Origin of the sequence: Modestobacter marinus (assembly GCF_019799945.1) — a bacterium.
In the GTDB taxonomy this organism is placed as follows: domain Bacteria; phylum Actinomycetota; class Actinomycetes; order Mycobacteriales; family Geodermatophilaceae; genus Modestobacter; species Modestobacter marinus_B.
This window is the reverse complement of sequence record NZ_JABGCH010000002.1, coordinates 80443-106448: the sequence shown is the minus strand read 5'-3', so window position 1 is coordinate 106448 and position 26006 is coordinate 80443. Positions and strand designations below refer to the sequence as shown.

Genomic DNA, 26006 nt, shown 5'->3' with positions numbered 1-26006 from the left:
CTCCCCATCATCGGGTGGTACCTCGGTGACGTGCAGGTCGGCCGTCAACGGCGGCGAAGGACGGTCCTCAGGGTCCGCAGCGCCACGGACAGCGCGGCGAGGTCAGTGCGGCCGGCAGTGTGGAGGTCCGTGAGCGTCTGGCGAGCGCGGCGAACGGCGGGGGCATGACTGCCCTCCCACTCCGCCACGGCCGAGCGGGCGTCCCCATCGGGTTGCGAGGGCTGCGGCGTCCCGGCGTGGCTCAGAACCGCGGTGGTGAACTCGCGCAGCACGGCGTAGAGGTCGTCCCGTAGCGCCGCACGGGCCAAGGTCGCCCAGCGGTCCTCTCGGCTCAGAGCCGAGACCTCGGTCAGGAGGCTGTCGAAGCCGTACCGCTCGGACAAGGTGAACCAGGTCGTCGCCACCTCCGCTGCCGGACGGCCGGTGTCCGCGGTGATCTCCACCACGTCGAGCAGCGGGTAGACGTAGAGCAGGCTGGCCACCTGCAGCGCCTCTGCCGCCCCGACACCTTCACCGGTGAGCAGGCTGGCCTGGTCCCGGACGTAGTCCAGGTCCTGGCCGAGCAACATGTCGGGCACGCGGTCGGCCAACGAGCGGATCGTCGGCGCGAAGCGGTCGATCTCGAGACCGACGTCGATGCCCTCCGGTCGGGCGTGGAGGAACCACCGCACGGCCCGGTCGAGCAGACGCTGGTGTTGCTGCAGCATGAGTGCCTGCGCATGGGCGGGCACCCGCGCGTCGAGGGACTCGACTGTTGCGACGAGACTCCTGAGCCCGAAGACGCCGGTGGCGACGGCGTGGGCGCGGACGACGTCGGCAGCATCGCTGCCGGTCTCCTCGGCGGCCCGGAAGGCGAAGGTGAGCCCTCCCGCGCCGACGACGTCGTTGACCAGAACTGTGGTGGCGATCTCGCGCCGGAGCGGGTGCTCGGCGAGCCGGTCCGGGAAGCGCTCGCCGAGCCGCGCCGGGAAGTAGGCCCGCAGGGTGTCCTGCACCCAGGCCTCGTCCGGCAGATCGCTGTCGAGCAGGGCCCCCTTGAGCGAGAGCTTGGCGTAGGACAGGAGGACCGACAGCTCCGGCATGGTCAGCCCTGCTCCGTTCCGGGCACGCCGGTCGAGTTCCGCAGACGACGGCAGGGCCTCGAGTTCGCGGTCGATCTCGCCGGTGCTCTCCAAAGCCTCCAGGAAGCGCCGGTGCGCCGGCAGCATGGCGGCTGTGAAGGCCCCTTCCGTCGACAGCACCCGGTTCTGCTCATAGTTGTTGCGCAGGACGAGCCGGGCGACGTCCTCCGTCATCAGTTGCAGGGTGCTGTTCCGCTCCTGCTCGCCGAGGATCCCGTCGGCGACGAGGCGGTCGAGCATGATCTTTATGTTGACCTCGTGGTCGCTGCAGTCGACTCCGGCGGAGTTGTCGATCGCGTCGGTGTTCAGCTTGACTCCGCGCCCTGCCGCCTCGACGCGACCCCGCTGGGTGAGGCCGAGGTTGCCGCCCTCGCCGACGACGCGGACGCGCAGGTGGGTGGCGTCGACCCGCACGGGGTCGTTGCCCTTGTCCCCGACCTCAGCATGTACCTCAGTCGAAGCCTTGACGTAGGTGCCGATCCCGCCGTTCCAGAACAGGTCGACGGGCGCTTGCAGGATCGCGCGGACGAGCTCGCTGGGGCTCAGTGCCGTGGTCCCGCTCGGGAGCTCGAGCCGCGCCGCGACCTGCGGGGTGATGGGCACCGACTTCGCGGTGCGGGAGTGGACCCCGCCGCCGGGACTGAGGAGCGTCGGGTCGTAGTCGGCCCAGGACGAGCGGGGGAGGGCGAAGAGGCGCGCCCGCTCGCGGAAGGACCCCGCCGGGTCCGGGTCGGGGTCGAGGAAGACGTGGCGATGGTCGAAGGCGGCCACCAGCCGGATGTGCTCCGAGAGCAGCATGCCGTTGCCGAAGACGTCCCCGCTCATGTCCCCGACGCCCACCACGGTGAAGTCGGTCGTCTGCGGGTCGAGACCCAGCTCCCGGAAGTGCCGCCGCACGCTCTCCCATGCACCACGGGCGGTGATCCCCATCGCCTTGTGGTCGTAGCCGTTGGAGCCGCCGGAGGCAAAGGCGTCGCCCAGCCAGAATCCGCGCTCCTGCGCGATCTCGTTGGCGATGTCAGAGAAAGTCGCGGTGCCCTTGTCGGCGGCCACGACCAGGTAGGGGTCGTCGCCGTCGTAGGGGACCACGTCGGCGGGCGGGATCACCATCTGGCGCTCCCCGTCGGCGCGCAGGTCGTCCGTCACGTCGAGGAGAGCGCTGATGAAGGTCCGGTAGCAGGCGACCCCCTCCGCCCACCAGGCGTTCCGGTCGACCGCCGGGTCGGGCAGCCGCTTGGCCACGAAGCCGCCCTTGGCGCCTGTCGGCACGATGACGGCGTTCTTGACGATCTGCGCCTTGACCAGGCCGAGGACCTCGGTGCGGAAGTCCTCCCGGCGGTCCGACCAACGCAGGCCGCCGCGGGCGACATGGCCGAAGCGCAGGTGTACGCCCTCCACTCGTGGGCTGTAGACCCAGATCTCGTACGCCGGCTTCGGCTCGGGCAGCCCGGCCACTGCGGCCGGGTCGAACTTGAACGAGACGTATGGCGGAGCCTCCCCGTCCGGGTCGCGCCGGAAGGCGTTGGTGCGCAGCACCGCCTGCACGGCGGACAGGAGCGCCCGGAGGATCCGGTCGGCGTCCAGGCCCTCCACGGCGTCGAGCGCGTCCTGGGTCTCCTGCAGCGCAGCGTCCACGGAGCGTTCACGGTCCCCGGGCTCCCGATGGGGCACCGGGTCGAAGCGCGCCTCGAACAGCCGGACGAGGAGCCGCGTGACCGCGGCGTCGCCGAGGAGTATCCCAGCTACGTAGTCCAGGCTGTAGGGCAGGCCGGTCTGGCGGAGGTAGCGCACCAGTGCCCGCACCACGGCGACCTGCCGCCAGGACAACTGCGCCGCGAGCACCAGCCGGCTCAGGGGGTCGCTCTCCGCGCGCCCGGACCACGCCGCCGCGAACGCCAGGCAGAACCGGTCGCGAGCCGGTCCGGCATCGGCCTCCCGCTGCCACTGGTCTGCGGGCAGCCGTAGCCCGACGTCGTAGACCCACGCCCGCCGGCCGTCGAAACGCTCCAGGAAGTGCGGCCGCTCGTCGGTCACCTCGACGCCGAGATCGGCCAGGAGCGGCAGGACCTCGGACAGTGTGACCGGCGCATGTCGGTAGAGGTTGAGGCGCCACGTCCCAGGCTCACCGTCCAGGGCCTCGCGCAGCGTGAGCACGGGCGCGGACTCGACGGCTGGCGCCTGCTCTCCGGCGGCGGAAGTGCCTGAGCCGAGGAGGGCCTCCACCCACTGAAGGTCCTCGACGGCGCGCCCCGGGGGGACGGCCGCGCGGTACTCCTCGGGTAGACCGCGAGCCCACCGCCGCATCAGGGACGCGCCCTCGGCCTCGCCTAGCCGCTCCCGGGCGACATCGAGCACGTCATCGTCCCAGGAGCGGAGCGCCTGTGCGACCGCTGCTTCGAGCTCGGCCTCGTCAGCCTGCCGGAGCTCCTCACCGAACCGGGGGCGGACGACCACGTGCAGCCGAGCGAGCGCCGACTCTGACACCCGTACGGTGAGCTCGGCCGTTCCGCCGTCGAAAGCCTCTCGGAGCAGGTCCTGGACCTTCGCGCCGACTCCGGTCGTGTACCGGTCCCGCGGCAGGAACACCAAGCAGGACAGAAACCCCCCGGCAGCGTCGTGGCGCAGGAAGATCCGGGTGCGGCGGCGTTCCTGCAGCTGGAGGACGCCCAGCGCCGTCGGCAGGATCTCCTCGACCTCGGCCTGCATCAGCTCGTCGCGGGGGAAGGACTCCAGGACGCTGACCAGGTCTCGCGCGGAGTGGCTGCCGGGAGCGAACCCTGCCTGGCGCAGCACCTCCGCCACCTTCTCGTCGACGACGGGGACCCGCCGGACGCTCTCGGTGTACGCGCTGGAGGTGAACAGCCCCAGGAACCGGCGCTCGCCCGTGACCTGGCCTCCCGGGTCCAGTCTGCTGACGCTCACCGAGTCGTAGTACGACGACCGGTGCACGGTCGCTCGCGCATCCGCCTTCGTGATCCGGAGCACCCGCTGCCTTACCTGCTCGGGCCACAGTCGCGCCACCGGGCCGCCGAGCGTCCCCTCCCCGGCGAGGACACCCAGGCCGGTTCCCGGCCTGGTCACCAACCGGACGTCCCCGTCGACCGCAGCCTCGTCGTACTCCCGGTAGCCGAGGAAGGTGAAGCGGTCGTCGGCGAGCCAGCACAGGAATCGGGCGGCACTGCGCAGCTCCTGGTCGCGGACTCCGCGGGAGGCGCCTGTGCGCAGTTCGTCGGCGATCTCCAGCGCCTTGGCACGCATCGGCTGCCAGTCGCGGACCGCGGCACGGACGTCGGCGAGCACTGAGACGAGGTCCCCGACGAGCTCGTCCCGCGCTGCCTGGTCGCTCTCCCGGTCGACCTCGAGGCGGATCCACGCCTCTACCGCGTCGCCGGGGGTTGCGTCGTCGGCTGGGTGCAGGTCGAGCAGCCCACCCGACTCATCGCGACGTGCCGCGAACCGCGGATGCACGACCGTGTGGATGCCCCGGCCCAGCCTGGTCAGCGCCGCGGTCAGGCTCTCGACGAGGAAGGGCATGTCCTCAGCGATCACTTCCACCGTGCTCGCGTGCTCTCCTGCGCCCGAGACGGGGCCGTCCACGGCGCGGACCACGGCCTCGCCGGGTGGCCGTCGGATCCCGGCGGTGACGTGCGAGGCCACCGCCGCGGCCAGGTCGTCGAGCGAGCGGTCGGCGAGGTCAGCGGACGCGTGGGGGGCGAAGTAGTCCGTGCGCAGGCGCTCGGCGGCGGTCGACGAGCGCAGCGCAGAGGGAAGGGAGCGCCACCAGGCGTCAGCGTCTGCGGTGCTCGGGACGGGTTCGGTGGGTTCGGGCGACGGAGGCATCTCCGGCTCCAGACGGTCGGGTGGTGCTCTCAGCGGCGCCCTCCGAGGCGGCACGGCATCAGATCCCCATGTGCGCGTAGCGGTAGTCGGTGGGCGGCACGAAGCTCTCCTTGATCGACCGTGGCGAGACCCAGCGCAGCAGGTTGAGGACCGACCCGGCCTTGTCGTTGGTGCCGCTGGCCCGGGCACCCCCGAAGGGCTGCTGGCCGACGACCGCCCCGGTGGGCTTGTCGTTGATGTAGAAGTTGCCGGCCGAGAACCGCAGCACCTCCATGGCCTCGACGATCGCGGTGCGGTCCTGCGCGATGATCGATCCGGTGAGCCCGTACGGTGCGATGTCGGCGGCCTCCCGGATGACGCGGTCGTAGTCGGCGTCGTCGTAGACGAACACTCCGAGGAACGGCCCGAAGTACTCGGTGCTGAAGATCTCGTGAGCCGGGTTGTCGGCCTGCACCACGGTGGGACGGATGAAGAAGCCCTCGCTGTCGTCGGCGGTGCCGCCCGCGAGGACCTCCACGCCGGACTCGCCCCTGACCCGCTCCAGGACACCGCTCAGCCGGTCGAAGGACCGCTGGTCGATGACTGCGCCGAGGAAGATGGAGAAGTCCGTGATGTCTCCCATCGACATGCCCTCGACCTCGTCGAGGAACCCGTCGCGCAGTCGATCCCACACCGACCGCGGGATGTAGGCCCGGGAGGCGGCTGAGCACTTCTGCCCCTGGAACTCGAACGCCCCCCGCACCAGCGCGGTCCGCAGCACGTCGACGTCGGCCGACGGGTGCGCCACGACGAAGTCCTTGCCGCCGGTCTCGCCCACCAGTCGTGGGTAAGCGCGGTAGGTCGTCAGGTTCTCCGTGACCGTCCGCCACAGGTGGCCGAAGGTGGAACTGGAGCCGGTGAAGTGGATGCCCGCCATGTCGGGATGGACCAGCGCGACGTCGCTGACCGCGCGGCCGTCGCCGGTGACCATGTTGATGACGCCGGGGGGAAGTCCCGCTGCCTCCAGAACCCGCATGGTGTAGTGCGCGGCGAGCTGCTGCGTCGGTGACGGCTTCCACAGCACCGTGTTCCCCATGAGGGCAGGCGCGGTGGGCAGGTTACCGGCGATGGCCGTGAAGTTGAACGGCGTGATCGCGAGCACGAAGCCCTCAAGGGGTCTGTGGTCGAAGCGGTTCCATACACCCGGCGAGCTGATCGGCTGCTCCTCGAGGATCTGGCGGCCGAAGTGGACGTTGAACCGCCAGAAGTCGACCAGCTCGCACGGCGTGTCGATCTCCGCCTGGTAGCACGTCTTGCTCTGGCCGAGCATCGTGGCCGCGGCCAGCGTGTGCCGCCACGGCCCGGCGAGCAGCTCGGCGGCCTTGAGGAAGATGGCGGCCCGATCGTCGTACGACATGCGCTGCCACGCCGGAGCAGCTGCGCGAGCTGCCGCCACGGCAGCCTGGACGTCGTCCGACGTCGCGTTGTTCAGCGTGCCGAGGACGGCACGCTTGCGGTGGGGCTGCACCACGTCGATGGGTTCGCCGCCGCCGAGTCGCTGCTCGCCGCCGATCGTCATCGTGAGCTCGACCCTCTCCGCGGCGATCTGCTTCAACCGCGCCTCGAGTGCGGTCCGCTCGGCGCTGCCGGGGGCGAAATCGTGGATGGGCTCGTTGACGGGGGGAGGGACCTGGCTGATGGCGTCGAACATGGTGGATCACGCTCCGGTTGTTGGGTGCCTCATCGACCCACGAGGGCGCGCAGGAAGAACAGCAGGTTGGCGGGACGCTCGGCCATCCGGCGCGTCAGGTAGGGGTACCAGGCGGACCCGAACGGGACGTACACGCGGACGCGGTGACCGTTGTCCACGAGCTCTCGCTGGAGGTCGCGGCGAATGCCGTAGAGGAACTGGAACTCGAACTCCTGAGGTCCCTTGCCGGCTTCGACCGCAGCCTTGCGCGCATAGGCGATCAGCTCGTCGTCGTGCGTGCCGAACGCGGGGTCGGCGCCGTGACGGAACAGCCAGTCGGTGAGGAACTTGAACTGGGCCCGGATCTCGTTCTTGCCGTGGTGTGCGAGCTGGACGGGTTCCGCGTAGGCACCCTTGACCAACCGGACCCGTGGCTTGAGCGGCGCCAACGCCTCCAGGTCCACGGGCGTGCGGCGCAGCATCGCCTGGATGGCGAGCCGCGTCTGCGGATGCGCGGTCGCCGCCCCCCGGAACAGTTCCAGTGTGTCCGGGACGAGGGTGCTGTCCTCCATGTCGATCTCGACCCGAACACCCACCGCCTGGGCCCCGTCGAGGACCCGGCGCAGGTTCGCCACGCACGCATCCCGGTCCACGGTCTGCCCCAACTGCGACAGTTTGATGGAGATCGTGGAATCCAGACCCTGGGCGGCGATCGCCTGAGTCGCTTCCTCGTACTCGGCCATGGCGTGGCCCACGCCGGACAGATCCTCGACCCCCTCACCGAGGAGATCGAGGATGCTGCCGATGCCACGGGAGTTGAGTTCCGCTGCGGCCTCGAGCGCCTCCTCCAGCCGCGCCCCTGCGACGAAGCGGTGTGCGGCCCTGCGGGCGATCGGATTCTGGGTGACCTGCCGTTGCAGCTTGGGGCTCGCGGCAGCCCACATCAGTACTCGGTTGACCATCACGCCTCCCGTTCCGGGTGACTGGCGTTCAGATGGCTACGGCAAGCCGACTGTACTGAGGAGTGGCGCGGCTCACACTACGAGAGCGGTCACGGGTCTTGCGCGATCCGGAGCCCGCGCTCGCCGGTGCACCCGGCGGAACTCACTCGGCGGTCGTGGCCCGACGGCGCACACGCCGGTCGTAGCGGTCGCGTCCACCCCTGATCGGTCTGCCGAGGTACTCGCCCAGCGTGACGCCGGCGGCGAGCGCGAGCCCGATGGCGCCGGCTCCGACGAGGGCGGTGAGTCCGCCTTCGATGTCGGCGTCCACGACGATCGCGAAGAGGCCTTGGTAGATCGTCAGCCCCGGCAACAGCGGGACGATGCCGCAGACCGCGACGAGCATCGGCGGGATCCGGAGCCGCTCGGTCAGCAGCTCTCCGCTGAACCCGATGGCGACAGCCGCGATCCCGCTGGCGACCGCGGGGCCGGTGCCCAGCTCGCTGGCCGCCCAGAACGTCGTCCAGGCCAGTGTTCCGGCCACCGCGGCGAGGCCGGTGGCGCGTGGACGCGCCTCGGAGGCCAGTGCCCAGAACCCGGCGATCCCGGCCGACGCCGCGAGCCCCACGACGAACGGTGCAGTCGAAGGCGAACCGGGGACGACGCTCAGCGGCACCTGTGCCCGCTGGACGAGGTCCAGGACGCCGGCGATGCCTACGACGATGCCGGCGGTCAGCGTCACCACCTCGAAGGCCCGTGCGGCCGCGGTGACCGGGAACCCGCTGATCGCATCCTCCGCGGCGCCGACCAACGACAGTCCGGCCAGCAGCACGACGATGCCGGCCGCGACGACCAGCGAACTGCGCACGTCGACCTGCCAGGCGACGAGGAGGACGGCGACGCCTGTCGCGACCGCGGCACCCACCACCTGCTGGAAGAACAGGGGCAGTCCCCTCCGATCGAGCACCCGCATCGACTGCTCGATCGCGGCCGTGGTCAGTGCGGCGATGAGGGCCACCAGCCAGCCACCGCCGAGCAGGATCCCCGTGGACCCGGCCACGCCGGACCAGCCCAGCGCGTGGACGGAGCGGCGGTACGTGCGTGGCGCTGAGACCACTCGGTCCAGTCGGTGGTGTGCCTCCTCGATCTCGACGCCACCGGCGCTGACGACGCGTGCCAGGTCCGTGACCCCCTGCAGGCGGGTGTAGTCCATCCCGCGCGTACGCACGGTGTGCATCGCCGTGAGGGGGACCGCGTCCTCCCGGTCGTAGCTGACCATCAGCGACGTGAACGTGACGTCGACCTGGCAGGTGGTCAGTCCGTACGCGGCGGCCACTCGGAGCACCGTCGCGGTCACGTCGGCCGCGGAGGCTCCGATGGCGAGCATCGACTCCCCGATGCGCAGGGCCAGGCCCAGCGCGGCGTGCGCGGTGAGGTCGTCCATGGGGCTGGGCTGCGCGCGTATCCCGATGGGCTCGGTCGGCGGAGCGCTCCCACCGATGGCGCGCCATGCCCGGTCCGGGAAGCGCACGTGGGCCTTGCGGCGAGACCGGGGCCGGCTGGGCACGCTGCCAGGTTAGAGCGGGGTGACCTGCCGACGAGTGGTCGGGACGACGGCGGAGTCCCCCCACCGCGCACCGCCCCGAGCGGTCGGGACGCCGGAGCAGCTGAGCCAGGTCACGGCCGGCGCGGCGATCGCGGGATCGGTCGCCGCGCCCGTCGTGCTGCCGCGAGCCGCCCCAGCACCATGCGGTGGGGACGACGAGAACGATCCGATGTGGGGCCCGGAACTGCGGGAAGCCGGCCAGGAGTCCAGGGCCGCAGCCGGCCGGAGACCGACCCGACGTCAGAGCACGGGATGGGCCGGCACACCGCTGATCTGCTCGATGTCCCGGGCAGCAACGTCGAGCAGGAGATGACTCAGCTCCGACAGCGCCCGGGCCACCGCCAGTTCGTCTCCGATCTGGGGCACGTTGCGGTCTGCCGGATTGAGCCGGGCGAGCCCGGTACCGGCGAGGGACTGGTCTTCACCCCTGCTCAGACGGGCGACCGCTCGGGTGCGGTCCTCGTGCTCGTCGATGTCGACGTGAACGGTCCACGTCTTCACGGAGTCCATGGCGATCCCATCGGTCGGTTGTGCAGATCCATTCTGCTGCGGGAAGGGATGGCGAACCCGTCGTCGTGCCGCCGTTTCCCGGCTGCGGCCGGGAGCCTCACCTCAGACCCCCCATGCCCAGGGACGGGAACGCGACCGGGGCGTGCCTGCTGATCGGCCGACAGGAGAAGCGCCACCGCGCGACGGTGACTCCGCGAGCACCGTAGGGTCTCGACGACCCCGGGTGGCCGCGCTGCCGGCGCTCCTCCGCGCTGGACGTCATCGACGTGACCTCCGCGACCCGTCGCCACCTGCCGGAGGTGGCCGGGGTCCACGTCGCCCTCGATCAGCACCTGGAGCTCGACTGGCTGCGCGAGCGCAACCCGCAGGTGCCCTGCGACGACCTCAAATCGGTGGTCGGCCGGTGTCTCGGGGACCTCCGTGACATCGCCGCCGACGACCGGGCGGACCTGGCGGCGCTCTCCGTTGCGCTGGCGAGGTCAGCGCCCGGGCGTCCAGTCGGTCGGCGAGTGGCTGAGCGCCGCTGCCCGCCGACGGCCCGACACGATGGAACCCGACGGCAGCCGGGTCCATCGGGTCGACGGGGCGCCCGCTCCGGCCGGGACGTGCTGGTCAGACGGTCTCGGGTACCCGCAGATGGGCGAGGACGAGGTCGAACTCCGCGACCTCGAGGAGGTCCATCCCCATCCTCGCGGCGAACTCCTCGCGCAGGGTCGTGAACTGGTCACGGGTGTGCGCCATCGCCTCGTGGCTCTCGAACACGACCGTCGAGACGCATCGCCCGTCCGTACGGTCCACCAGGAGACTGTTGCTGCAGAACCCCGGCGTCTCCTCCCACCAGGGCATCAGGCTCTCCCGGTAGGCGTCGATCACCCGGTTCATGTTCGCGGGGTCCGTCCGGGTCCACGTCACCCGGGCACATCCACCGTCTTGATGCGCCCGGTGCAGGACGGCGATCTCCCACTCCTGCACCTCGGGCGTGACGCCGAACATCACGGCCGCGCGTTCTCGCAACCCGGCAACCCGCTCCGCGCTGGCGCGCATCGCCGCCTCGGTCTCCCAGGCGCTCGTGGCGATGCATCGACCGTCGCGGTCGATCAGGAGCGAGAGACCGACGCAGCCGTCCAGTCGGGTGACCGTCGGCATGACGTCGTCGCGGATGAAGGCGGTGAGGTCGTCGACGACCTCGGGGCGGCCCCGCATGGTGGTGGATCGGGCGTACATGCCACCGCTCCTTCCTGGTGACGGCGACACCCCTGCGGCATCGCCGCGCGGTCCACTCTGCTCTTCCCCCGAGGCTCGGACAACGGCCGTGGTAATCCGCCCCCGCCGGCGGTTGCCGCCCGCGCGAGAGGGAGGTGGCAGGGCCCTGCCGGCGCCCGCCGCTCACCGCGGCGGCGGGTCCGACTCCCGGGGCGCCGGGGTGAGGTCCGCCGCTCCGGCCGCCGCGACGTCGTCGTAGAGGATGGCCATCCGGTCGATGAACCAGACCTTCCCGGCCATCTGGACCGCGAGGCCGAACAGGACCATCCACCCGTTCCGCACGACCAGGCCCCTGGCGATGAACGGCACGCCCAGTGCACTGACGGCGGCGAGCACGTGCGGGGCGACCCGGTGAGGCGCCGGAAGGGGGACCTCGTTCCGCTTCGCCCAGTAGGTCTCGCCCAGCACCCCCTTGGACGCCCAGGAGTCCAGCGAGCGCGGTGGCGGGAACGCCCGGGGGTTGATCGCCGTCCACGCGCACACCAGTCCGACCGGGACCAGTGACCCCCACCCGAACCGGGTTCGGCTCCAGATCGCCGCGGCCAGCATCGGCGGGATCGGGATGCGCGTGTAGACGCTCCACGGGTTGGCGTGGCGCTGCCACCCGTCGCCCTCGAGCCCGAAGGCCTTCGCCAGCCTGGCATCCATCGTCATGTCGATGCCTCCTCGCGCCCGGCACTCACGTCCTGGCACCGAGGGTCCCGACTCCCGGCGGTGTGGCACAACACCCCGCCTCGCGGGTGGGGGAGGTCCTGGTGCACTTGGTCAGAGCGGTGTCTGGATCCATCCGTTCTCGCGGGCGATCCGGTAGGCCTCCGCCCGGGACCCGGCCCCCAGCTTGGCGGTGATCGCCGCGAGGTGGTTGCGGACCGTGCCCGGCGACAGGAACACCGTGCGGGCGACCTCGCGGACCGGCCGGTCCTCACGGGCCACGGTCAGCACCTCGCTCTCCCGTGGGGTCAGCGGGGACGGCGGGGCGGTGAGCGCGTCGGCGGCGAGCACCGGGTCCACGTAGCGCTGACCCGCGTGGACCCGGCGGACGACGTCGGCCAGCGCCGTGCCGGGGGCGCCCTTGGCGAGGAAGCCGCGGGCCCCGGAGGCCAGGGCCTGGCGCAGCACGTGCGGCCGACCGTGGCCGGTGAGGATCACGCCCGCACACGTGGGGAGCGCCCGGCCGAGCTCGGTGACGACGCCGATGCCGTCCACCAGCGGCATCTGCAGGTCGACGACCGCGACGTCGGGGCGGTGGGCCAGCGCGCGGTCGATGGCCTGACGGCCGTCCGCCGCCGTCGCCACCACCGCGATGTCGGGCTCGCGCTCCAGCAGCCCGACCAGCGCCTCGCGGATCAGCTCCTCGTCCTCGGCGAGCAGCACGCGGATCGTCACGGCGGCCCGGGGGTCCGGGGTGCCAGCTCCACCCTCACCTCGAACCTGCCGTCGTCGACCGGCCCGGCCACCAGGCGGGCCCCGCTGGCCGCGCAGCGCGCGGCCAGGGACGCGAGTCCGGTCCCCGCGGAGGGCGCGCCGGCCGCGATGCCGGACCGCGTGCCTCCCGCGCCGTCGTTCACGATCACCAGTGTGCGGCGCGGCCCGGTCCCGGGGAACGCGATCGAGACCGTGCGCGCGTCGCTGTGCCGCAGGACGTTGGTGACCGCCTCGCGGACCACGGCGGCCAGCAGCCGGGAGACGGACGCCGGCACTCGAGTGGTGTCGACGTCGACGGTGGTCGCGATGCCGGCGGAGCGGAGGACCAGCTCGGCGGACGCGATCTGCGTCGGCAGGTCGGCGACGGTCTCGCCGTGGACCGCGCGCCGGGCCTCGGCGAGCGTGGCCGCGGCGATGGCGCGGATCTCGTCGCTCTCCGCCGCGGACCGGGCGGGGTCGGTCGCGGCGAGATCCGCCGCCAGCTCGGCCTTGAGCGCGATGATCCCGAGTCGGGAACCGAGCACGTCGTGCAGCTCGCGGCTCACCCGCAGGCGCTCCTGGGCGATCACGAGGCCTGCCTCGGCGTCCCGTCCCCTCTCCGCCGCCCACAACAGGCCGAGCAGCCACACGAGCACGAGGCCGGTCAGCCACACGACCACACCGGAGCCGATCGCGGTCCCCAGGCTCGCGGCGACGGCACCGTCGAACGCGACGGCGCCGGTCACCGCCATGACGCCGAGGCCGACGGCCACCACGACGCCTGCCCGTGGGACGGCGAGGGCACTCGCACCGATCACGAACCCCGCCACCCACGCCCACGGCTCGTGGCCGGGCTCGGCCCACGCGAACGACGGCGGCCACAACGCGAGGGACACCACCACCAGCAGGCCGATCAGTCGGATGCGGATGCGCTCGGACTGACCTGGGCTGACCGCGGCGCGGAGGACCAGGGCCAGTGCCGCACCGAAGACCGCCAGCCCGACGACGTATCCCGCCGTCGTCAGCGCCGACGGCGGCCGGGTGAGCCGCAACGGGACCACGAGTGCCCACGCGTAGCTGAGGAGCAGCGTGCCGAGCACGACCAGCCGGGGGCTGATCGGGGAGCGGCGGGGACGGCTCCGGCTCATCGGGTCCGCTGCTCCACGCGGCGAGGACATCCGCATACGGGACATCGTCGGCTCCGCCGCGGTCGACCGGGGCGTGCAGAGTGCACGGCCGACTCGTGACGATCGCGGGTGCCCTTCGATCGGTCGAACGCGCAGCGTCGGGTCATGAGCGCCGCACCGACCACGACTCCCGCCTCCACACGGTGGCGCCGGCTCACTCCCTGGCAGGGACCCGCCACGCGGGTCGACATGGCCTTGATGGGCGCGATCCTGGCAGTGGTGGCGCTCGGGCTCGGGTTGCGGCCGCTCACGCCGTTCCTGCTCGCCAGGCACCCGGTGGCCCTGGAGTTCCTCACCGGCGACCTGACGGCGATCGGCGCCGCCGCGGCGTTCGCCCGGATCGGCGAGGCTCCGCTCTGGCTGGTCGTCGTCGCCGGAGCGACCGGCATGGTGAAGCTCGACTGGCTCACGTGGTGGACCGGACGGCGGTGGGGCGGGGGCATCATCAGGATGTTCACCGCCAGTGAGCGCGCCCTGCGCTGCGCCGCCCGGGCCAGGGAGCTGGACCCCTGGATCGTCCGGGCCGCCGTCGTCCTCGCCGTCCTGCCCGGCGTTCCCACCGCGGTGCTGTACGCCGTGGCCGGCTGGGCGGGGATGCGCCTGGCCACCTTCCTCCTCCTCGACCTCGCCGGTGCCCTGCTGATGACCGGCCTCGTCGCGGGGCTCGGCTACGGGCTGGGTCAGCGGGCGGTGGACGTCGTGCTGATCGTCGACGAGTACGCGTCGGTGGTGAGCCTGACGATGATCACCCTGGCCGTGGTGTTCCCCCTGATCAGGCGGCGGATCCGGCGGAGGGCGTGAGTGGGAGCCGACGGCGCGGTGTCACCGCGGGGCGAGCGCCAGCAGGCGTCGGCTCTTCCTGTCCCACGTCGACGTACGGCGCCCACCGAGTCGCTCGGTCGGGCCTTCGTCGCGCGCTTCGACATCTCGCCGTCACGTTCCGCGCCGGACGGGCGGGCACACCTGGAGGCGGCCGTCATACCCGGTCGTAGGTGACGACGCGGACGCCGTTGTCGTAATCGACCTGTCCCCGCGGTCGGAAGCCGCGGGGCCGCGGGTCGACGCCGGCGAAGAGCGGCAGGCCGCTGCCGAGGACGACGGGGCTGATCTTGAGGACCAGCCGGTCGATCTCGTCGCACAGCTGCCCCGCGAGGTGCGCGCCGCCGCACAGCCAGAGGTCCCCGCCGTCGGCGTCCGCCTTGAGCCGGCGGACGTGCGCCACGGCGTCCCCGTCGACGACCTCCACCTCGTCGGGGACGTCGAGGGCGCGGCTGGAGAAGACCACCTGCCGGAGGTGGGGGTAGGGGCTGGGAACGGCGCCGGGCACCTGGTAGGTCCTGGCGCCCATGAGGACGGTGCCGAAGGCCCGGTTCGGGGCGCCGATGCCGAGGGCCTCCCGCATCGGGGCCGGGAAGGTCTCGGGGTAGTCCGCGGCCAGTCCGGCGAGGTGCTCGTCACCCACCACCAGCGGGGTGAAGTCGCCGTCCGGTGCGGCGATGAAGCCGTCCAGCGACGTGGCCACGAGGTAGACGAGGCTGCTCACGGGTTCCTCCTCCCAGAGGTACAGCGTGTCAGCCGACCGTCGTGCGCGCGACGGGTTCAGCAGCGGTCGGGGTAGAGGACCGCTGGACCTGCCGCCGCGCCAGCGCGGTGGACCGGAGACGCGCACGCTCCTGCGGCGGGAGGCGGTCCTCCAGATCGCGCCGCGGCGTGCGGACCGGTAGGACAGGCGGTGGGACGCCGCGGGCGCCCGGACCCTTGTCCCGACGACGCGAGGCCACAGGTGACCGCACCGACACTGGACACCGCCCCGTGGTCGGTCCGCGAGCCGCACGTGGACCTCCAGACCCTCGCCGTCACCGAGTCCGTCTTCACGCTCTCGAACGGCTACCTCGGCATCCGGGGGACGCTCGACGAGGTGGAGCCCTCCGACATGCGCGGCACCTACCTGTCCGGGGTGTTCGAGACGCACCCGTTGTCCTATCCCGAGGGCGGCTACGGGCAGCCCGAGGAGGGGCAGGCGATGCTCACCGTCGCCGACGGCACGCCGCTGCGCCTCCTGGTCGACGGGATCGCGCTCGACGTGCGCGAGGTCCGGCCGGAGGTCCACGAGCGCACGCTGGACCTGCGCGCCGGCACGCTGGACCGCCGCGTGCGCTGGACGGCACAGTCGGGCACGTCGGTGGAGGTGTCCTCGCGGCGGCTGGTGTCCCTGGCGGAGCGGTCGGTCTGCGCGGTGCGGTACGAGGTCCGTGCCCTGGACGGGCCCGTGCACGTGCTGGTCCGGTCCGAGTTGGCCGCCGGTGTGGTGACGCCGACGGGCGTCGACAACGACGACCCTCGCGTCGCGGCAGACCTGGACCACGCCTTCGATCCGCGCGCTCAGATCGGCACCGCCAACGGTGGCGCTCTCGTGGAACGGACGCGCCGGTCAGGCATCACGATCGCGGCCACGGTCGCCCACGAGGTCGACGGCGGGCGGGTGAGCACACACGTCGACGAGCAGCACATCGTCACCACGGTCGCCGCCGACCTCCTGCCCGGGGAGAGCATCACGGTCATCAAGGTCGTGGGGTACAGCTGGTCCTACGACGCCGGGTCCGACTCCGTCGTCGGCGAGGCCTCGGCCGCCGTGAGCTCCGCCCTCGACCTCGGATGGGAGGGACTGCTCGCCCGTCAGCGTGCCGCGCTCGACGAGCTGTGGGCGACGGCGGACGTCGAGGTCGACGGTGACCCCGAGCTGCAGCAGGCGCTGCGGTACACGGTGTTCCAGCTGTTCTGCTCCGCCGCCTGCATCTCGGATGCCCCCATCGGCGCCAAGGGACTGACCGGCATCGGGTACAGCGGCCACACCTTCTGGGACGTCGAGGGATTCGTGCTCCCCGCCCTGACGCTGCTGCGCCCGGACGCGGCGGCACGTCTGCTGCGGTGGCGCTCTGCCACGCTCGACCTGGCCCGGGAGCGGGCACGGACGCTGGGGCTGGCGGGGGCGTCCTTCCCGTGGCGCACGATCAACGGCCGCGAGACCTCCGCCTACTGGCCGGCGAGCACGGCTGCGATGCACGTCAACGCCGATGTCTCCCGCGCCTTCTGGCTGTACCAGGACGTCACGGGAAAGGACCTCGACTCGGTCGGGGGCCTGGCGGTGCTCGTCGAGACCGCGCGGCTGTGGATGTCCATCGGCCACGAGGACGCGGCCGGCGGCTGGCACCTCTTCGGTATGACCGGGCCGGACGAGTACACCGGGGTCGTCGACGACAACGTCTTCACCAACCTTATGGCGAGGGCCAACCTCCGGCGTGCCGCCGTCGAGTGCCAGCGACTGGCGGCGCGCGCCTCGGAGCTGGGTGTGGACCACGCCGAGACCTCCGCCTGGCGGTCCGCGGCGGAGGCGGGCCACGTGCCGTGGGACGAGGGCCTGCGGGTCCACCCGATGAACGAGAACTTCACCACCTACCGGGAGTGGCGGTTCGAGGACCAGCGCGACTCCTATCCGGTCCAGGAGCACCAGCACTACGCGACGTTCTACCGGCGTCAGGTGATCAAGCAGGCCGACCTGGTCCAGGCCCTGTGGTGGTGCCGCGACGAGTTCACGGACGAGGAGGTGGCGCGCGACCTCGACTACTACGAGGCGCGCACCGTCCGCGACTCCTCCTTGTCGGCGGCCGTCCAGGCGGTCGTGTGCGCACAGGCGCAGCACCCCGACCTCGCCCTGCGTTACCTGCGGGAGTGCGCCCTCGTGGACCTGCGCGACGTCCAGGGCGACACCGCCCACGGATTGCACCTGGCCGCGGTGGCGGGGGCCTGGCTGGCCTTCGTGGCCGGCCTCGGCGGGCTGCGGGAGGACCACGAGGACCTGGAGATCGCCCCGCTGCTGCCGTCCTCGCTCTCCCGCACCGCCTACCACGTCACCTGGCGCGGCCGGGTGCTGCGCGTCGAGACGACGCGGGAGGGGACCACGGTCACGCTCACCCGTGGCGAGGGGCCGGTGACGGTCGTGGTGGACGGCGCGCCGCTGCAGGTCACGGCCGGCGCGCCCGTCCATGTGCCGCTCCGCGCCCCGAGCCCGTTGCTCGACGAGCCCAGGCAGCCGGCAGGTCGCGAGCCGCGTACCTGAGGAGTGTGCGTCCAGCACCGTTGCCGCACCGGCACGACCTCCACTCCCACGGCCCCGGCGGTGGCCGAGGGAGTGGCGCGTTGGTTCCGCCCCGCGATGACAGGCACACTGCCGGTGTGATGGACGGCGGCGAGGCGACGACCGAGCCCGACACCGATCGCGGTGGCGGGCTGCCCGACGCCGGGAACGACGGCCGGCCGGAGCAGGGCGCGCCGCTGCTGATCCCCGGCGAGACCTGCTGGCGGATCGAGCGGGCCACCCGCTTCGCGATCTTCGTGGACGCGGCGGGCTACTTCGCCACCCTGAAGCGTGCCGTGCTGCGTGCCGAGCGGCGGGTGCTGTTCATCGGCTGGGACTTCGACCCCCGCATCCGGCTCGATCCGCTCGGCGACGGCCGGCCGAGGGACGACCGGCTCGGCGCCGTGCTGGAGAAGGCCGTGGAGGAGAACCCGCGGCTGGAGATCGGCGTCCTGCAGTGGGACCTCGGCATGGTGCGCGCGCTCGGCCGGGGTCTGAAACCGATCGTGCTGCTCGACCGGCGCACGCCCGACCGGCTCACCTTCGCCGTCGACACCCACCACCCGGTCGGCGGTGCACACCACCAGAAGATCGTGGTCATCGACGACTGCCTCGCCTTCACCGGTGGCATCGATATCACCGCGGACCGCTGGGACACCTCCGAGCACGCCGACGGCAACCCGCTGCGACGTCGTCCGGCGGCCGGACGGGCCGAGGGCCGGCTGACCGGGCCGTGGCACGACGCGACCAGCATCATGACGGGGCCCGCCGCCCGCGCGGTCGCCGAGCTCGCGCGCGAGCGGTGGGAGAGCGGCACCGGGGAGCGGCTCGAGCCGATCCCCGAGGAGCGGGAGTGCTGGCCCGAGGAGGTCGAGCCGCTGCTCACCGACGTCGACGTCGCGATCGCCCGCACCCGCCCCGAGCACGGCGGCACCACGCTGGTGCACGAGATCGAGCTGCTGTGGCTGGCCGTGATCGCCGCGGCCCGCCGCTCGATCTACGTGGAGAGCCAGTACTTCGCCAGCCGCCGGATCGCCGAGGCGATCGCCGAGCGGCTGCGGGAGCCCGACGGCCCCGACGTCGTCGTGCTCAACCCGTGGACCGCCGACGGCTGGCTGTCGGAGAAGGCGATGGGCACCGCGCGCGCCCGGGTGCTGGAGATCGTCCGCGAGGCCGACGTCCACGACCGCTTCCGGCTGTACACGCCGGTGACCGAGCAGCGCGACCACATCTACGTGCACGCCAAGGTGACCGTGGTCGACGACCGCCTCCTGCGCCTGGGGTCGAGCAACGTGAACAACCGCTCGATGGGCCTGGACACCGAGTGCGACCTGGCGATCGAGACGGTCGACGGGCGGCCGGGGGCGGACCGGCTGGCCGCGACCATCGTCGGCGTCCGGGACCGCCTGCTCGCCGAGCACCTGGGCTGCACGCCGGACGACGTCGCCGCAGCGATCGCCGTCACCGGCTCCCTCGTGCAGGGCATCGAGCGGCTGCGCCGGCCGACCGGCCGGTCGCTCGAGCCGTTCGAGCCGCCCGAGCTGGGTCCGGCCGACCGCGCGCTCGCCGAGTCCGAGGTGATGGACCCGGAGAAGACGCCGAACCGGTGGCGCCGGGTCGAGCGGTTCTTCGCCCGGCGCCGGCGGCCGCGGCACCGGGTGCACTGCTGACCGCGCAGCCGGCGCCGTCGCACCGCGCTGTTCACGGCTGACCCGACACCTCAACGAGGGCGGTTGGCCCTGTTGAGACGCGCTCCGACGGAGGACCATGACGCTGCGCTGATCTCCGAGAGGACGGGCGTCCACGGTCGCGCCCGCGCGGAGATGGTGACCGGCCCGGGAGGCCCCGCGCGGGGGAGCCGCCGACAGGTGCCGACATGGTGATGCTGGACCGAGGAGGTGGCGTGATGCATGACGAGGAGGAAGCCCTGGACGTCGGCGTGCCTCAGAGCGAACCGGCGGTGGTGCGTGGGCCTCGGGTCGTGGTGGCGGTCGACGGCTCGGCGGGCTCGAAAGCAGCGCTGAGGTTCGCACTCGAGGACGCGGCACGGCGGGGCGTGCCGGTCGAGGCGGTCATCGCCTACCGGGTGCCGGCGGAGATGTGGGTGGACTTCCACGGGATCGGCCTGCACGAGCTGGACCGTCTCCGCGGCACGCTGCGGAGCCAGCACGAGGACAAGGTCCGCGCCGTGGCCGACGAGGTCGCCCGCGGGTTGGCCGGCCCGCCGCCGGACGTGCAGGTCCGCTCCGCGGAGGGCTCGCCGGCGGACGTGCTCATCCGTGAGTCGCAGGGTGCGGACCTGCTGGTCATGGGCAGCCGCGGGCACGGCGGCTTCCACACCATGCTGCTCGGCTCGACGAGCATGCAGTGCGTGCTGCACGCCACCTGCCCCGTCACCGTGGTGCACTCGACCGAGGCCCGCCGCCACCGGCTGCGCCTGCATCGCGAGCGGCAGGAGCAGCAACGGGGCGGAGTCGGTGAGCTGTCCCAGACGGGGCCGCCGCGCTGAGCTCGTCGTCCGACGCCACCCGCCGTGCGGCGCCGTCCCGGTGGAGTCCCGCCTCGCGCTGGTGGGACTCCACCCTCACGCTGCCCGTCGACCAGCACTGGTCCGCTGTGTCGTTCCACCTCGCCGATGACCGGCCCGCCCAGGTGACGCTCCTGGCACTCAGCCGACCGTGCCCGACGTGTCGGGTGGGGCTCCGGCCGACCCTCCTTCGTGGGGCAGCGCTCGTGCCGACTCCCCGCTCCTGTCTGGTGGCTGGTGCGGCGCCGTTGCCAGCCGGGCCCGTGCCGCGGCGGCGTCGGCAAGTGCTCGGTCCCGCGCCTCCTCGGCCCGCAGGCGGTCCCGTCGACTCTCCTCGGCGTGGCGCTCAGCGCGCTCGGCGCGCGCCTGCTGCGCTTTCGCCTGGTCCGTCGCGGCCTCGGCTCGGGCCGTGGCCGCCCGGACACGGCTCTCCGCGGCGGTGGTCTCGAGCCGGGCCGCCGCCTCCGCCTGTTCGGCCCGGCTGACCGCCCGCGCTTCGTCGGCCCGCGCGCGGTCGGTCTCCGCGCGAGCTGCGCGTTCGGCCTCCAGTGCGCCGTCCCGCGCCGCCTCCGCGGACGTCGCCCGCTCCTGTGCTGACGCGGCGTCGGCGAGCGCGCGGTCTCGTTCCGCCGCCGCCCGGGCCGCCTCGCTCCGGGCGGACTCGGCGTTCCGCACCGCCGCGTCGCGTCGTCCTTCGGCGTCCTGTCGCGCCGCCTCGGCCTCGCCGGTGGCTGCTGCGGCAGCGGCCGCGTCGGCGCGCGCTCGTCCCGCATCGGCCTGCGCGGCATCAGCGGCCTCCCGGGCGGTGGCCGCCTGTTCCCGGGCGGTGGCCGCCTGTTCCCGGGCCGTGGCTGCCTCGTCCCGGGCGCGGGCTGCCTCGGCCTCGGCCTTCGTCGCCACCCCGAGGGCCTCCCGCGTCGACCGTTCGGCGACCGCGCGCACCCGGTCGGCGAGGGACGCCCGCTGTTCGGCCTCGGCGATCTCGCGACGTGCGTCGGTGCGGATGGCCGCCCGCTCCACCTCCAGCAACTCGGCGTCGGCGGCACTGGTCAGCACCTGCCGGGCACGGCCCACCTGCTCCTCGATCGCGGCCAGGGTCTGGCGGAGCCGGTCGGCGATCTGGGTCAGCGTCTCCGCGGTGCGCGGTCCCGACTGCGGGGCGGCGGGCGGTTCCTGTGTCGCGGGTGCGCGCCCGGCCGCCTCGGCCCGGCGGGCGGCGAAGGCGGTCGTGCGGTTGTGGTCCGGGCGCGAGCAGTACGACGAGCGGCCGCCGGTAGGTGGGGGAGGGGCAACCGGGCGGTCGCAGTCCGGATAGGCGCAGGTCGCCGTGTCAGCGGTCACCGTGCCAGTGTCGCTCGTTCGTGCGTCTAAGGGTGGAACGATCGGACGATCGATCGAGTCGGTGACCGGGCACAGGCGGGCGGAGCACTCCATAATCAACTGTTATGGAGTCCGAGCCGGGAGTGATCGCGATGCCTTCGGGGGAGGTGGTCTCAGCCGGGTCCGCCGCGGTGGGAGGCGCCGACGGTGGCCTGGTGCTGCCCGGGGACGTCGAGTCGGTGGGGCGCTACCTCACCGCGGCCAAGGCCGAGTCCACGAGGAAGGCCTACGACGCGGACTTCCGCGCCTGGTCCGCCTGGGCCCGGCAGCGCGGCTTCACCCCGCTGCCCGCAGCCGACGCCGCGGTGGCGGCCTACCTCGCGGGGCTCAGCGACGCGGGGGCGAGCCCCCGCACCGTCGCCCGGCGGCTGTCCGGCATCGGGCACGCGCACCGGGAGGCCGGCCACCCCAGTCCCTCCGAGCACCCCGGCACCCGTGAGGTCCTCCGGGGCGTCCGTCGGGCGGCGGCCCGCGGCGGCCGTCGTCCGAAGAAGGCCCGGGCGATCGACACCCAGACGATCCGTGCGCTCGTCGAGGACCTCCCGGTCGGGGTGGCCGGCCTGCGCGACCGGGCCCTGATCCTCACGTCCTTCGCGCTCGGGCTCCGGGCCTCGGACGCCTGCGGGCTCGACGTGACCGACCTGGCCCCGGCCGGGCACGGCGGCCTGGACGTCACCGTCCGCTGGTCGAAGACCGACCAGGAGGGCGCCGGCGAGGTGCTGGCACTGGCACCGGGGACGCGGGCGCAGACCTGCCCGGTGCGTGCCCTGCAGGCGTGGGTCGACGCGGCCGGTCTCCAGGGGGTCTCCGGGCCGCTGTTCCGCAGCGTCGGGCGAGGCCTCCAGCCACGGATCGGCTCGACACGGATGGCGAGGTCGTCGGTCCGGCTGATCCTCCGTCGTGCCGCCGAGCACGCCGGCGTCCCGCTCGAGGGGCTGAGCCCGCACAGTCTGCGACGGTCGTTCGCGACCGAGGGCTACAAGGCCGGTGTCAGCGAGCGCGAGCTGGCCCGGACGGGCCGGTGGGCGTCGGTGACCACCCTGCGGGGATACGACGCCAGCAGTCGGTGGGCGGCTCCGGCATCGGCCAGGCTCGGCCTCTGAGCCGAGGGCTCGACGGCCACCGGTCGGCCGCATCCGGTGGGGTTCCGGAGGGTGGTCGGGGTCCCTACGGTCGTGGTCGAGGACGCGGTGCAGGCATCCCCCGAGGGGAGTGAGCTGAGATGACGACCACCCGGCCGACGTTCGAGGAGTTCCTCGCCTGGCTGGAGGACAGCCGCCTGCACGGGCAGGTCCACTTCGACGACACGCAGCAGTGCTGGCACGTGCTGGGCCACCCGGAGGCGACCGCGGTCCTGTCCGATCCGGCCGTGTTCTCCTCCGACCTCTCCGCGTTGCGGCCCCGCCAGGACGATCTCGCGCTGTTCCAGCGCGGCAACTTCGTCAACATGGACCCGCCACAACACCGCAAGCTGCGGACCCTGGTCAGCCAGGCGTTCACCCCGCGGGTGGTGGCCGATCTCGAGCCCCGCATCGCCGAGTTGACGACCGAGTTGCTGGACCAGGTCGATGACCGGTTCGACCTGATCGACGCACTGGCCTACCCGCTGCCGGTGATCGTCATCGCTGAGCTGCTCGGCATCCCCACCTCCGACCGGAGCCTGTTCCGCACGTGGGCCGACGTGCTGCTCGGCCAGGAGATCGATCCCGACCAGGCGCTCCGCCAGGCCAGCGAGCAGGCGGTGACGGCCGTCGCGCCGACCATGCGGGAGATGAACACCTACTTCCTGGACCACATCAGGTCCCGGCGGGCCAGCCCGGGCGACGACCTGACGAGCAAGCTGATCCGGGCCGAGGTGGACGGGGAGCGGCTGGCCGACGAGGAGATCGTCGGTTTCGTCGGGCTGCTGCTCATCGCGGGCCACATCACGACCACCGCGACGCTGGGCAACAGCGTGGTCAGCTTCCAGGACAACCCGGACGCCGTCGCCGAGGTGCGGGGCGACCCGGGGCTGCTCCCGGCCGCGATCGAGGAGGTGCTCCGGGTACGCACCCCGTTCCCGCGGCTGGCTCGGATCGCCACGGTCGACGCCGAGGTGGACGGCCGGCACATCGCCGCCGGGCAGGTCGTGATCCCCTGGCTGACCGCGGCCAACCGGGACGAGCGCGTGTTCGCCGAACCCCACCGGTTCGACATCCACCGCAAGCCCAATCCACACCTGACCTTCGGCCACGGCATCCACTTCTGCCTCGGCGCGCCGCTCGCCCGGCTGGAGGCCAGGGTCGCGCTGCGGCTGCTGCTGGACCGCTACCGGGACGTCGAGGTGGCCGGGACCGACCAGGTGGAGCACCGCAACCCGTGGACGATGGTGGCCGTCACCAAGCTCCCGCTGGAGGCACGCGCCGCCTGACCGCTCCGACGTGCGCCGGACGAGCCGCTCGCCTCCACGTCCCGGCCGCGCACCGGACGGTGCTCGACGGGGACCGGGACTCAGGCGACTGCTACCGCCGGCGCGCGACGGTCAGCGTGGCCAGCAGACGTTCCCGCAGGTAGGAGTCGAGGTCGGCGACGTCCGCCGCGGTGAGCCGGCCGGCGAGGCCGGCCAGAGTCCGCCACTGCGCGAGGGCCACGCGGCAGCCCGCGCATCCTCGGAGGTGGTCGTCGACGCGCCTGCGCCTCTGCGCATCGAGGGCGTCGTCGAGGTACGCGGTCAGGAGCTCGACGAGCTCGATGCAGCGTTGATCGGCGCCCGCCGGCTGCTCGCCCTTCATGACGACCTCCCGTCGACGTAGCGCTCCAGCCGCTCGCGGACGAGCCCGCGCGCCCGGTGGAGGGTCGCGATCTCGGCCGCCGCGTCCAGGCCCAGTTCGGCGCGCACCTGCTCCGAGGAGCGGCCTCTGACGTCCCGCAGCACGATCACCTGCCGCAGCTCCGGCGGCAGGGCGAGGACGGCGGCTCGTACCTCGGCGAGCGCCCCGTCGTCGTCGACGATATCGCCGGCCCACTCGCGCGGCGGGGACGCCCAGTGGCCGGGCCATTCCGGGTCGTCGGCGGGCAGGAAGCGCTCCGCGGGGAACGTCGGCGCGCCGGTCGCGGCCACCGGGGGCGGCGGCGCGCCGGAGAGCACGACGACGAGCAAGATCCCCGCAGCGCCCGCTACGCCGACGAGCACCCACCCGGCCGAGCCCACCCCCGACCTGTCGCTGATGAACCCCATCCCGATCGCGAACGGCACGAACGCCACCCAGGTCAGGGTGCTGACACCGGAGGCGACCCCCGCTCGGACGGCCGACGGGACACCGTCGTGCAGGCGCCGCAGCACGGGGATGCCGCCCGCGACCACGAGCATGGTCAGCACCACCTGGGCGGCGATCACCAGGTACGGGGAACGACTCGTCGCGAGGACCACGCTGCTGGCCACGATCAACGCCGCGAGCAGCACCACTGTCGCCCGCCGGTGCCACCACGGGCGCGCCCCGAGCAGCGCGCCCAGACCGAGCGCGGCGGTCAGCCCGGCCCAGTGCGGCCCGTAGAGGATCGCGGGCACCGTGAGCGCGACGAGCCAGAGCGGGCCGAATTCGAGCAGGCCCTGTACCAGCAGGGAACCGAGGACGGTCGCCGCGATCACCGGGCGCAGCCGGCCCGGCTGCAGGATCACCCGGTAGGTGGTGCGCACCTGATCGCGCAGCGATCCGGACCCGCCCGCCGCGTCCGCCTCGTGCAGCCGGGGTTCCCGGAACGCGAGCAGCGCCAGGCACGCCCCGAGCAGCAGGGGCACGGTGAGGAAGTACGTCAGGCGCAGCGAGGCCACCTCGGCGATCGCGCCGCCGGCGAGCGCGCCCGCCACGAGCGACCCGCTCTCGATGAGCCGGACGCGTGCGATGCTCGCCTCGAAGGCCGCGCTGTCGCCGGTCTCCTCCACGACCGTGTCGTACACGACGGAGTCGACGGTGCCCGACTGCATCGCGAAGAACAGCCCCAGGAACACCGCGGCGACCAGGTACGTCGGCACGTTCTGGCTCACGCCGCCGATGGCGACGCTCACGGCTGCGGCGATGGACGCCAGGACGAGCACCCCGCGGCGGCTCCACCGGTCGGCGAGCAGGCCGGAGGGCAGCTCGAACAGGGGGACCACCGCCGCGTACACCGCCGCCATCAGGCCCACACCGGCGGCGTCGAACCCGATGCTGGTCATGAACAGCTTCTCGATCGGGACCCACAGCGCGAGGTTCTGCAGGAAGACAGCGGCGTAGAGCGGCCGCAGCCGACGCCGCACGGCCGCCGCCCGCCGCCGGACGTCGCCGGTGCCGAGCCGCTCGACCAGCGCGCTCATCGTGTCTCGCCGAGCCGCAGCGCCGTCCCCGTGGGGTACACGGGCTGGGAAGTGGCCACCATCGGCTGCCTCTCCGCAGGAACGGGATGA

The 26006-nt window shown here is 72.9% G+C and carries 20 protein-coding genes; 7 read left to right on the top strand and 13 right to left on the bottom strand.

Translation table 11 applies throughout. The annotated features are described in order from the left end of the window. Window positions 1-44: 44 nt before the first annotated feature. The 5 genes from HK417_RS02390 to HK417_RS02370 all read right to left on the bottom strand — a co-directional run bounded on the left by HK417_RS02390 (window position 45) and on the right by HK417_RS02370 (window position 9678). Window positions 45-4961, bottom strand: coding sequence for an NAD-glutamate dehydrogenase (locus HK417_RS02390; RefSeq protein WP_222262928.1), 4917 nt, complete (start codon window positions 4959-4961; stop codon window positions 45-47). Between the two features lie 58 nt (window positions 4962-5019). Further along, complete coding sequence (pruA, locus tag HK417_RS02385) at window positions 5020-6651, bottom strand: L-glutamate gamma-semialdehyde dehydrogenase (RefSeq protein WP_222262926.1); 1632 nt, start codon at window positions 6649-6651, stop codon at window positions 5020-5022. A 29-nt stretch (window positions 6652-6680) separates the two neighbouring features. Beyond that, a complete protein-coding gene (locus HK417_RS02380; protein WP_261325767.1) occupies window positions 6681-7592 on the bottom strand; it encodes a proline dehydrogenase family protein in 912 nt (303 codons plus the stop codon). A 142-nt stretch (window positions 7593-7734) separates the two neighbouring features. Next, window positions 7735-9138 (bottom strand): threonine/serine ThrE exporter family protein, encoded by a 1404-nt coding sequence (locus tag HK417_RS02375; RefSeq protein WP_308123330.1) that lies wholly within the window; start codon window positions 9136-9138, stop codon window positions 7735-7737. Between the two features lie 279 nt (window positions 9139-9417). Beyond that, a complete protein-coding gene (locus HK417_RS02370; protein ID WP_222262922.1) occupies window positions 9418-9678 on the bottom strand; it encodes a DUF1876 domain-containing protein in 261 nt (86 codons plus the stop codon). A gap of 260 nt (window positions 9679-9938) precedes the next feature. Here HK417_RS02370 and HK417_RS26860 point away from each other — a divergent pair, with 260 nt between their 5' ends. After that, window positions 9939-10406, top strand: a complete 468-nt coding sequence (locus tag HK417_RS26860; protein WP_368858511.1) for a hypothetical protein — start codon at window positions 9939-9941, stop codon at window positions 10404-10406. Here the strand turns inward: HK417_RS26860 and HK417_RS02365 are convergent. From HK417_RS02365 to HK417_RS02350, 4 genes are all read right to left on the bottom strand, one after another. Continuing rightward, entirely contained in the window at window positions 10300-10911 is a 612-nt protein-coding gene (locus tag HK417_RS02365; protein ID WP_222262920.1) for a hypothetical protein, read from the bottom strand. The two genes, HK417_RS26860 and HK417_RS02365, sit on opposite strands and share 107 nt — an antisense overlap. 162 nt (window positions 10912-11073) lie before the next feature. Then, window positions 11074-11604, bottom strand: a complete 531-nt coding sequence (locus HK417_RS02360; RefSeq protein WP_222262919.1) for a DUF6653 family protein — start codon at window positions 11602-11604, stop codon at window positions 11074-11076. Window positions 11605-11715: 111 nt separating this feature from the next. Continuing rightward, a complete protein-coding gene (locus HK417_RS02355) occupies window positions 11716-12336 on the bottom strand; it encodes a response regulator transcription factor (protein ID WP_308123329.1) in 621 nt (206 codons plus the stop codon). Further along, complete coding sequence (locus HK417_RS02350) at window positions 12333-13502, bottom strand: sensor histidine kinase (RefSeq protein WP_222262917.1); 1170 nt, start codon at window positions 13500-13502, stop codon at window positions 12333-12335. Before HK417_RS02350 ends, HK417_RS02355 begins: the two co-directional genes overlap by 4 nt. A gap of 144 nt (window positions 13503-13646) precedes the next feature. On the opposite strand from HK417_RS02350, the gene HK417_RS02345 reads away from it, so the two are divergent. After that, on the top strand, window positions 13647-14342 hold the full coding sequence (locus HK417_RS02345; protein ID WP_222262915.1) for a VTT domain-containing protein: 696 nt from the start codon (window positions 13647-13649) through the stop codon (window positions 14340-14342). 175 nt (window positions 14343-14517) lie between these two features. On the opposite strand, the gene HK417_RS02340 is transcribed toward HK417_RS02345, so the two are convergent. Then, window positions 14518-15084, bottom strand: a complete 567-nt coding sequence (locus HK417_RS02340; RefSeq protein ID WP_222262913.1) for a dihydrofolate reductase family protein — start codon at window positions 15082-15084, stop codon at window positions 14518-14520. A gap of 240 nt (window positions 15085-15324) precedes the next feature. Here HK417_RS02340 and HK417_RS02335 point away from each other — a divergent pair, with 240 nt between their 5' ends. The 3 genes from HK417_RS02335 to HK417_RS02325 all read left to right on the top strand — a co-directional run bounded on the left by HK417_RS02335 (window position 15325) and on the right by HK417_RS02325 (window position 20185). Further along, window positions 15325-17658 carry a glycoside hydrolase family 65 protein gene (locus HK417_RS02335; RefSeq protein ID WP_222262911.1) on the top strand — a complete coding sequence of 778 codons (2334 nt, stop codon included), beginning with the start codon at window positions 15325-15327 and terminating at the stop codon, window positions 17656-17658. Window positions 17659-17777: 119 nt separating this feature from the next. Continuing rightward, window positions 17778-19346, top strand: coding sequence for a phospholipase D-like domain-containing protein (locus tag HK417_RS02330; RefSeq protein WP_222262909.1), 1569 nt, complete (start codon window positions 17778-17780; stop codon window positions 19344-19346). Window positions 19347-19582: 236 nt separating this feature from the next. Continuing rightward, entirely contained in the window at window positions 19583-20185 is a 603-nt protein-coding gene (locus tag HK417_RS02325; protein WP_261325763.1) for a universal stress protein, read from the top strand. Window positions 20186-20344: 159 nt separating this feature from the next. Here HK417_RS02325 and HK417_RS02320 read toward each other — a convergent pair whose 3' ends face one another. After that, window positions 20345-21544 carry a hypothetical protein gene (locus tag HK417_RS02320; protein WP_222262905.1) on the bottom strand — a complete coding sequence of 400 codons (1200 nt, stop codon included), beginning with the start codon at window positions 21542-21544 and terminating at the stop codon, window positions 20345-20347. A gap of 131 nt (window positions 21545-21675) precedes the next feature. Between HK417_RS02320 and HK417_RS02315 the strand changes: the two genes are divergently transcribed. Beyond that, window positions 21676-22686: a site-specific integrase gene (locus HK417_RS02315; protein ID WP_261325727.1), complete on the top strand. Its 1011-nt coding sequence runs from the start codon at window positions 21676-21678 to the stop codon at window positions 22684-22686. A gap of 119 nt (window positions 22687-22805) precedes the next feature. After that, window positions 22806-23993 carry a cytochrome P450 gene (locus tag HK417_RS02310; protein WP_222262903.1) on the top strand — a complete coding sequence of 396 codons (1188 nt, stop codon included), beginning with the start codon at window positions 22806-22808 and terminating at the stop codon, window positions 23991-23993. 91 nt (window positions 23994-24084) lie between these two features. Here HK417_RS02310 and HK417_RS02305 read toward each other — a convergent pair whose 3' ends face one another. Beyond that, complete coding sequence (locus HK417_RS02305) at window positions 24085-24354, bottom strand: anti-sigma factor family protein (protein ID WP_222262901.1); 270 nt, start codon at window positions 24352-24354, stop codon at window positions 24085-24087. Beyond that, window positions 24351-25916 (bottom strand): MFS transporter, encoded by a 1566-nt coding sequence (locus tag HK417_RS02300; RefSeq protein ID WP_222262899.1) that lies wholly within the window; start codon window positions 25914-25916, stop codon window positions 24351-24353. The genes HK417_RS02305 and HK417_RS02300 overlap by 4 nt, the downstream gene beginning before the upstream one ends. Window positions 25917-26006 lie beyond the last annotated feature (90 nt).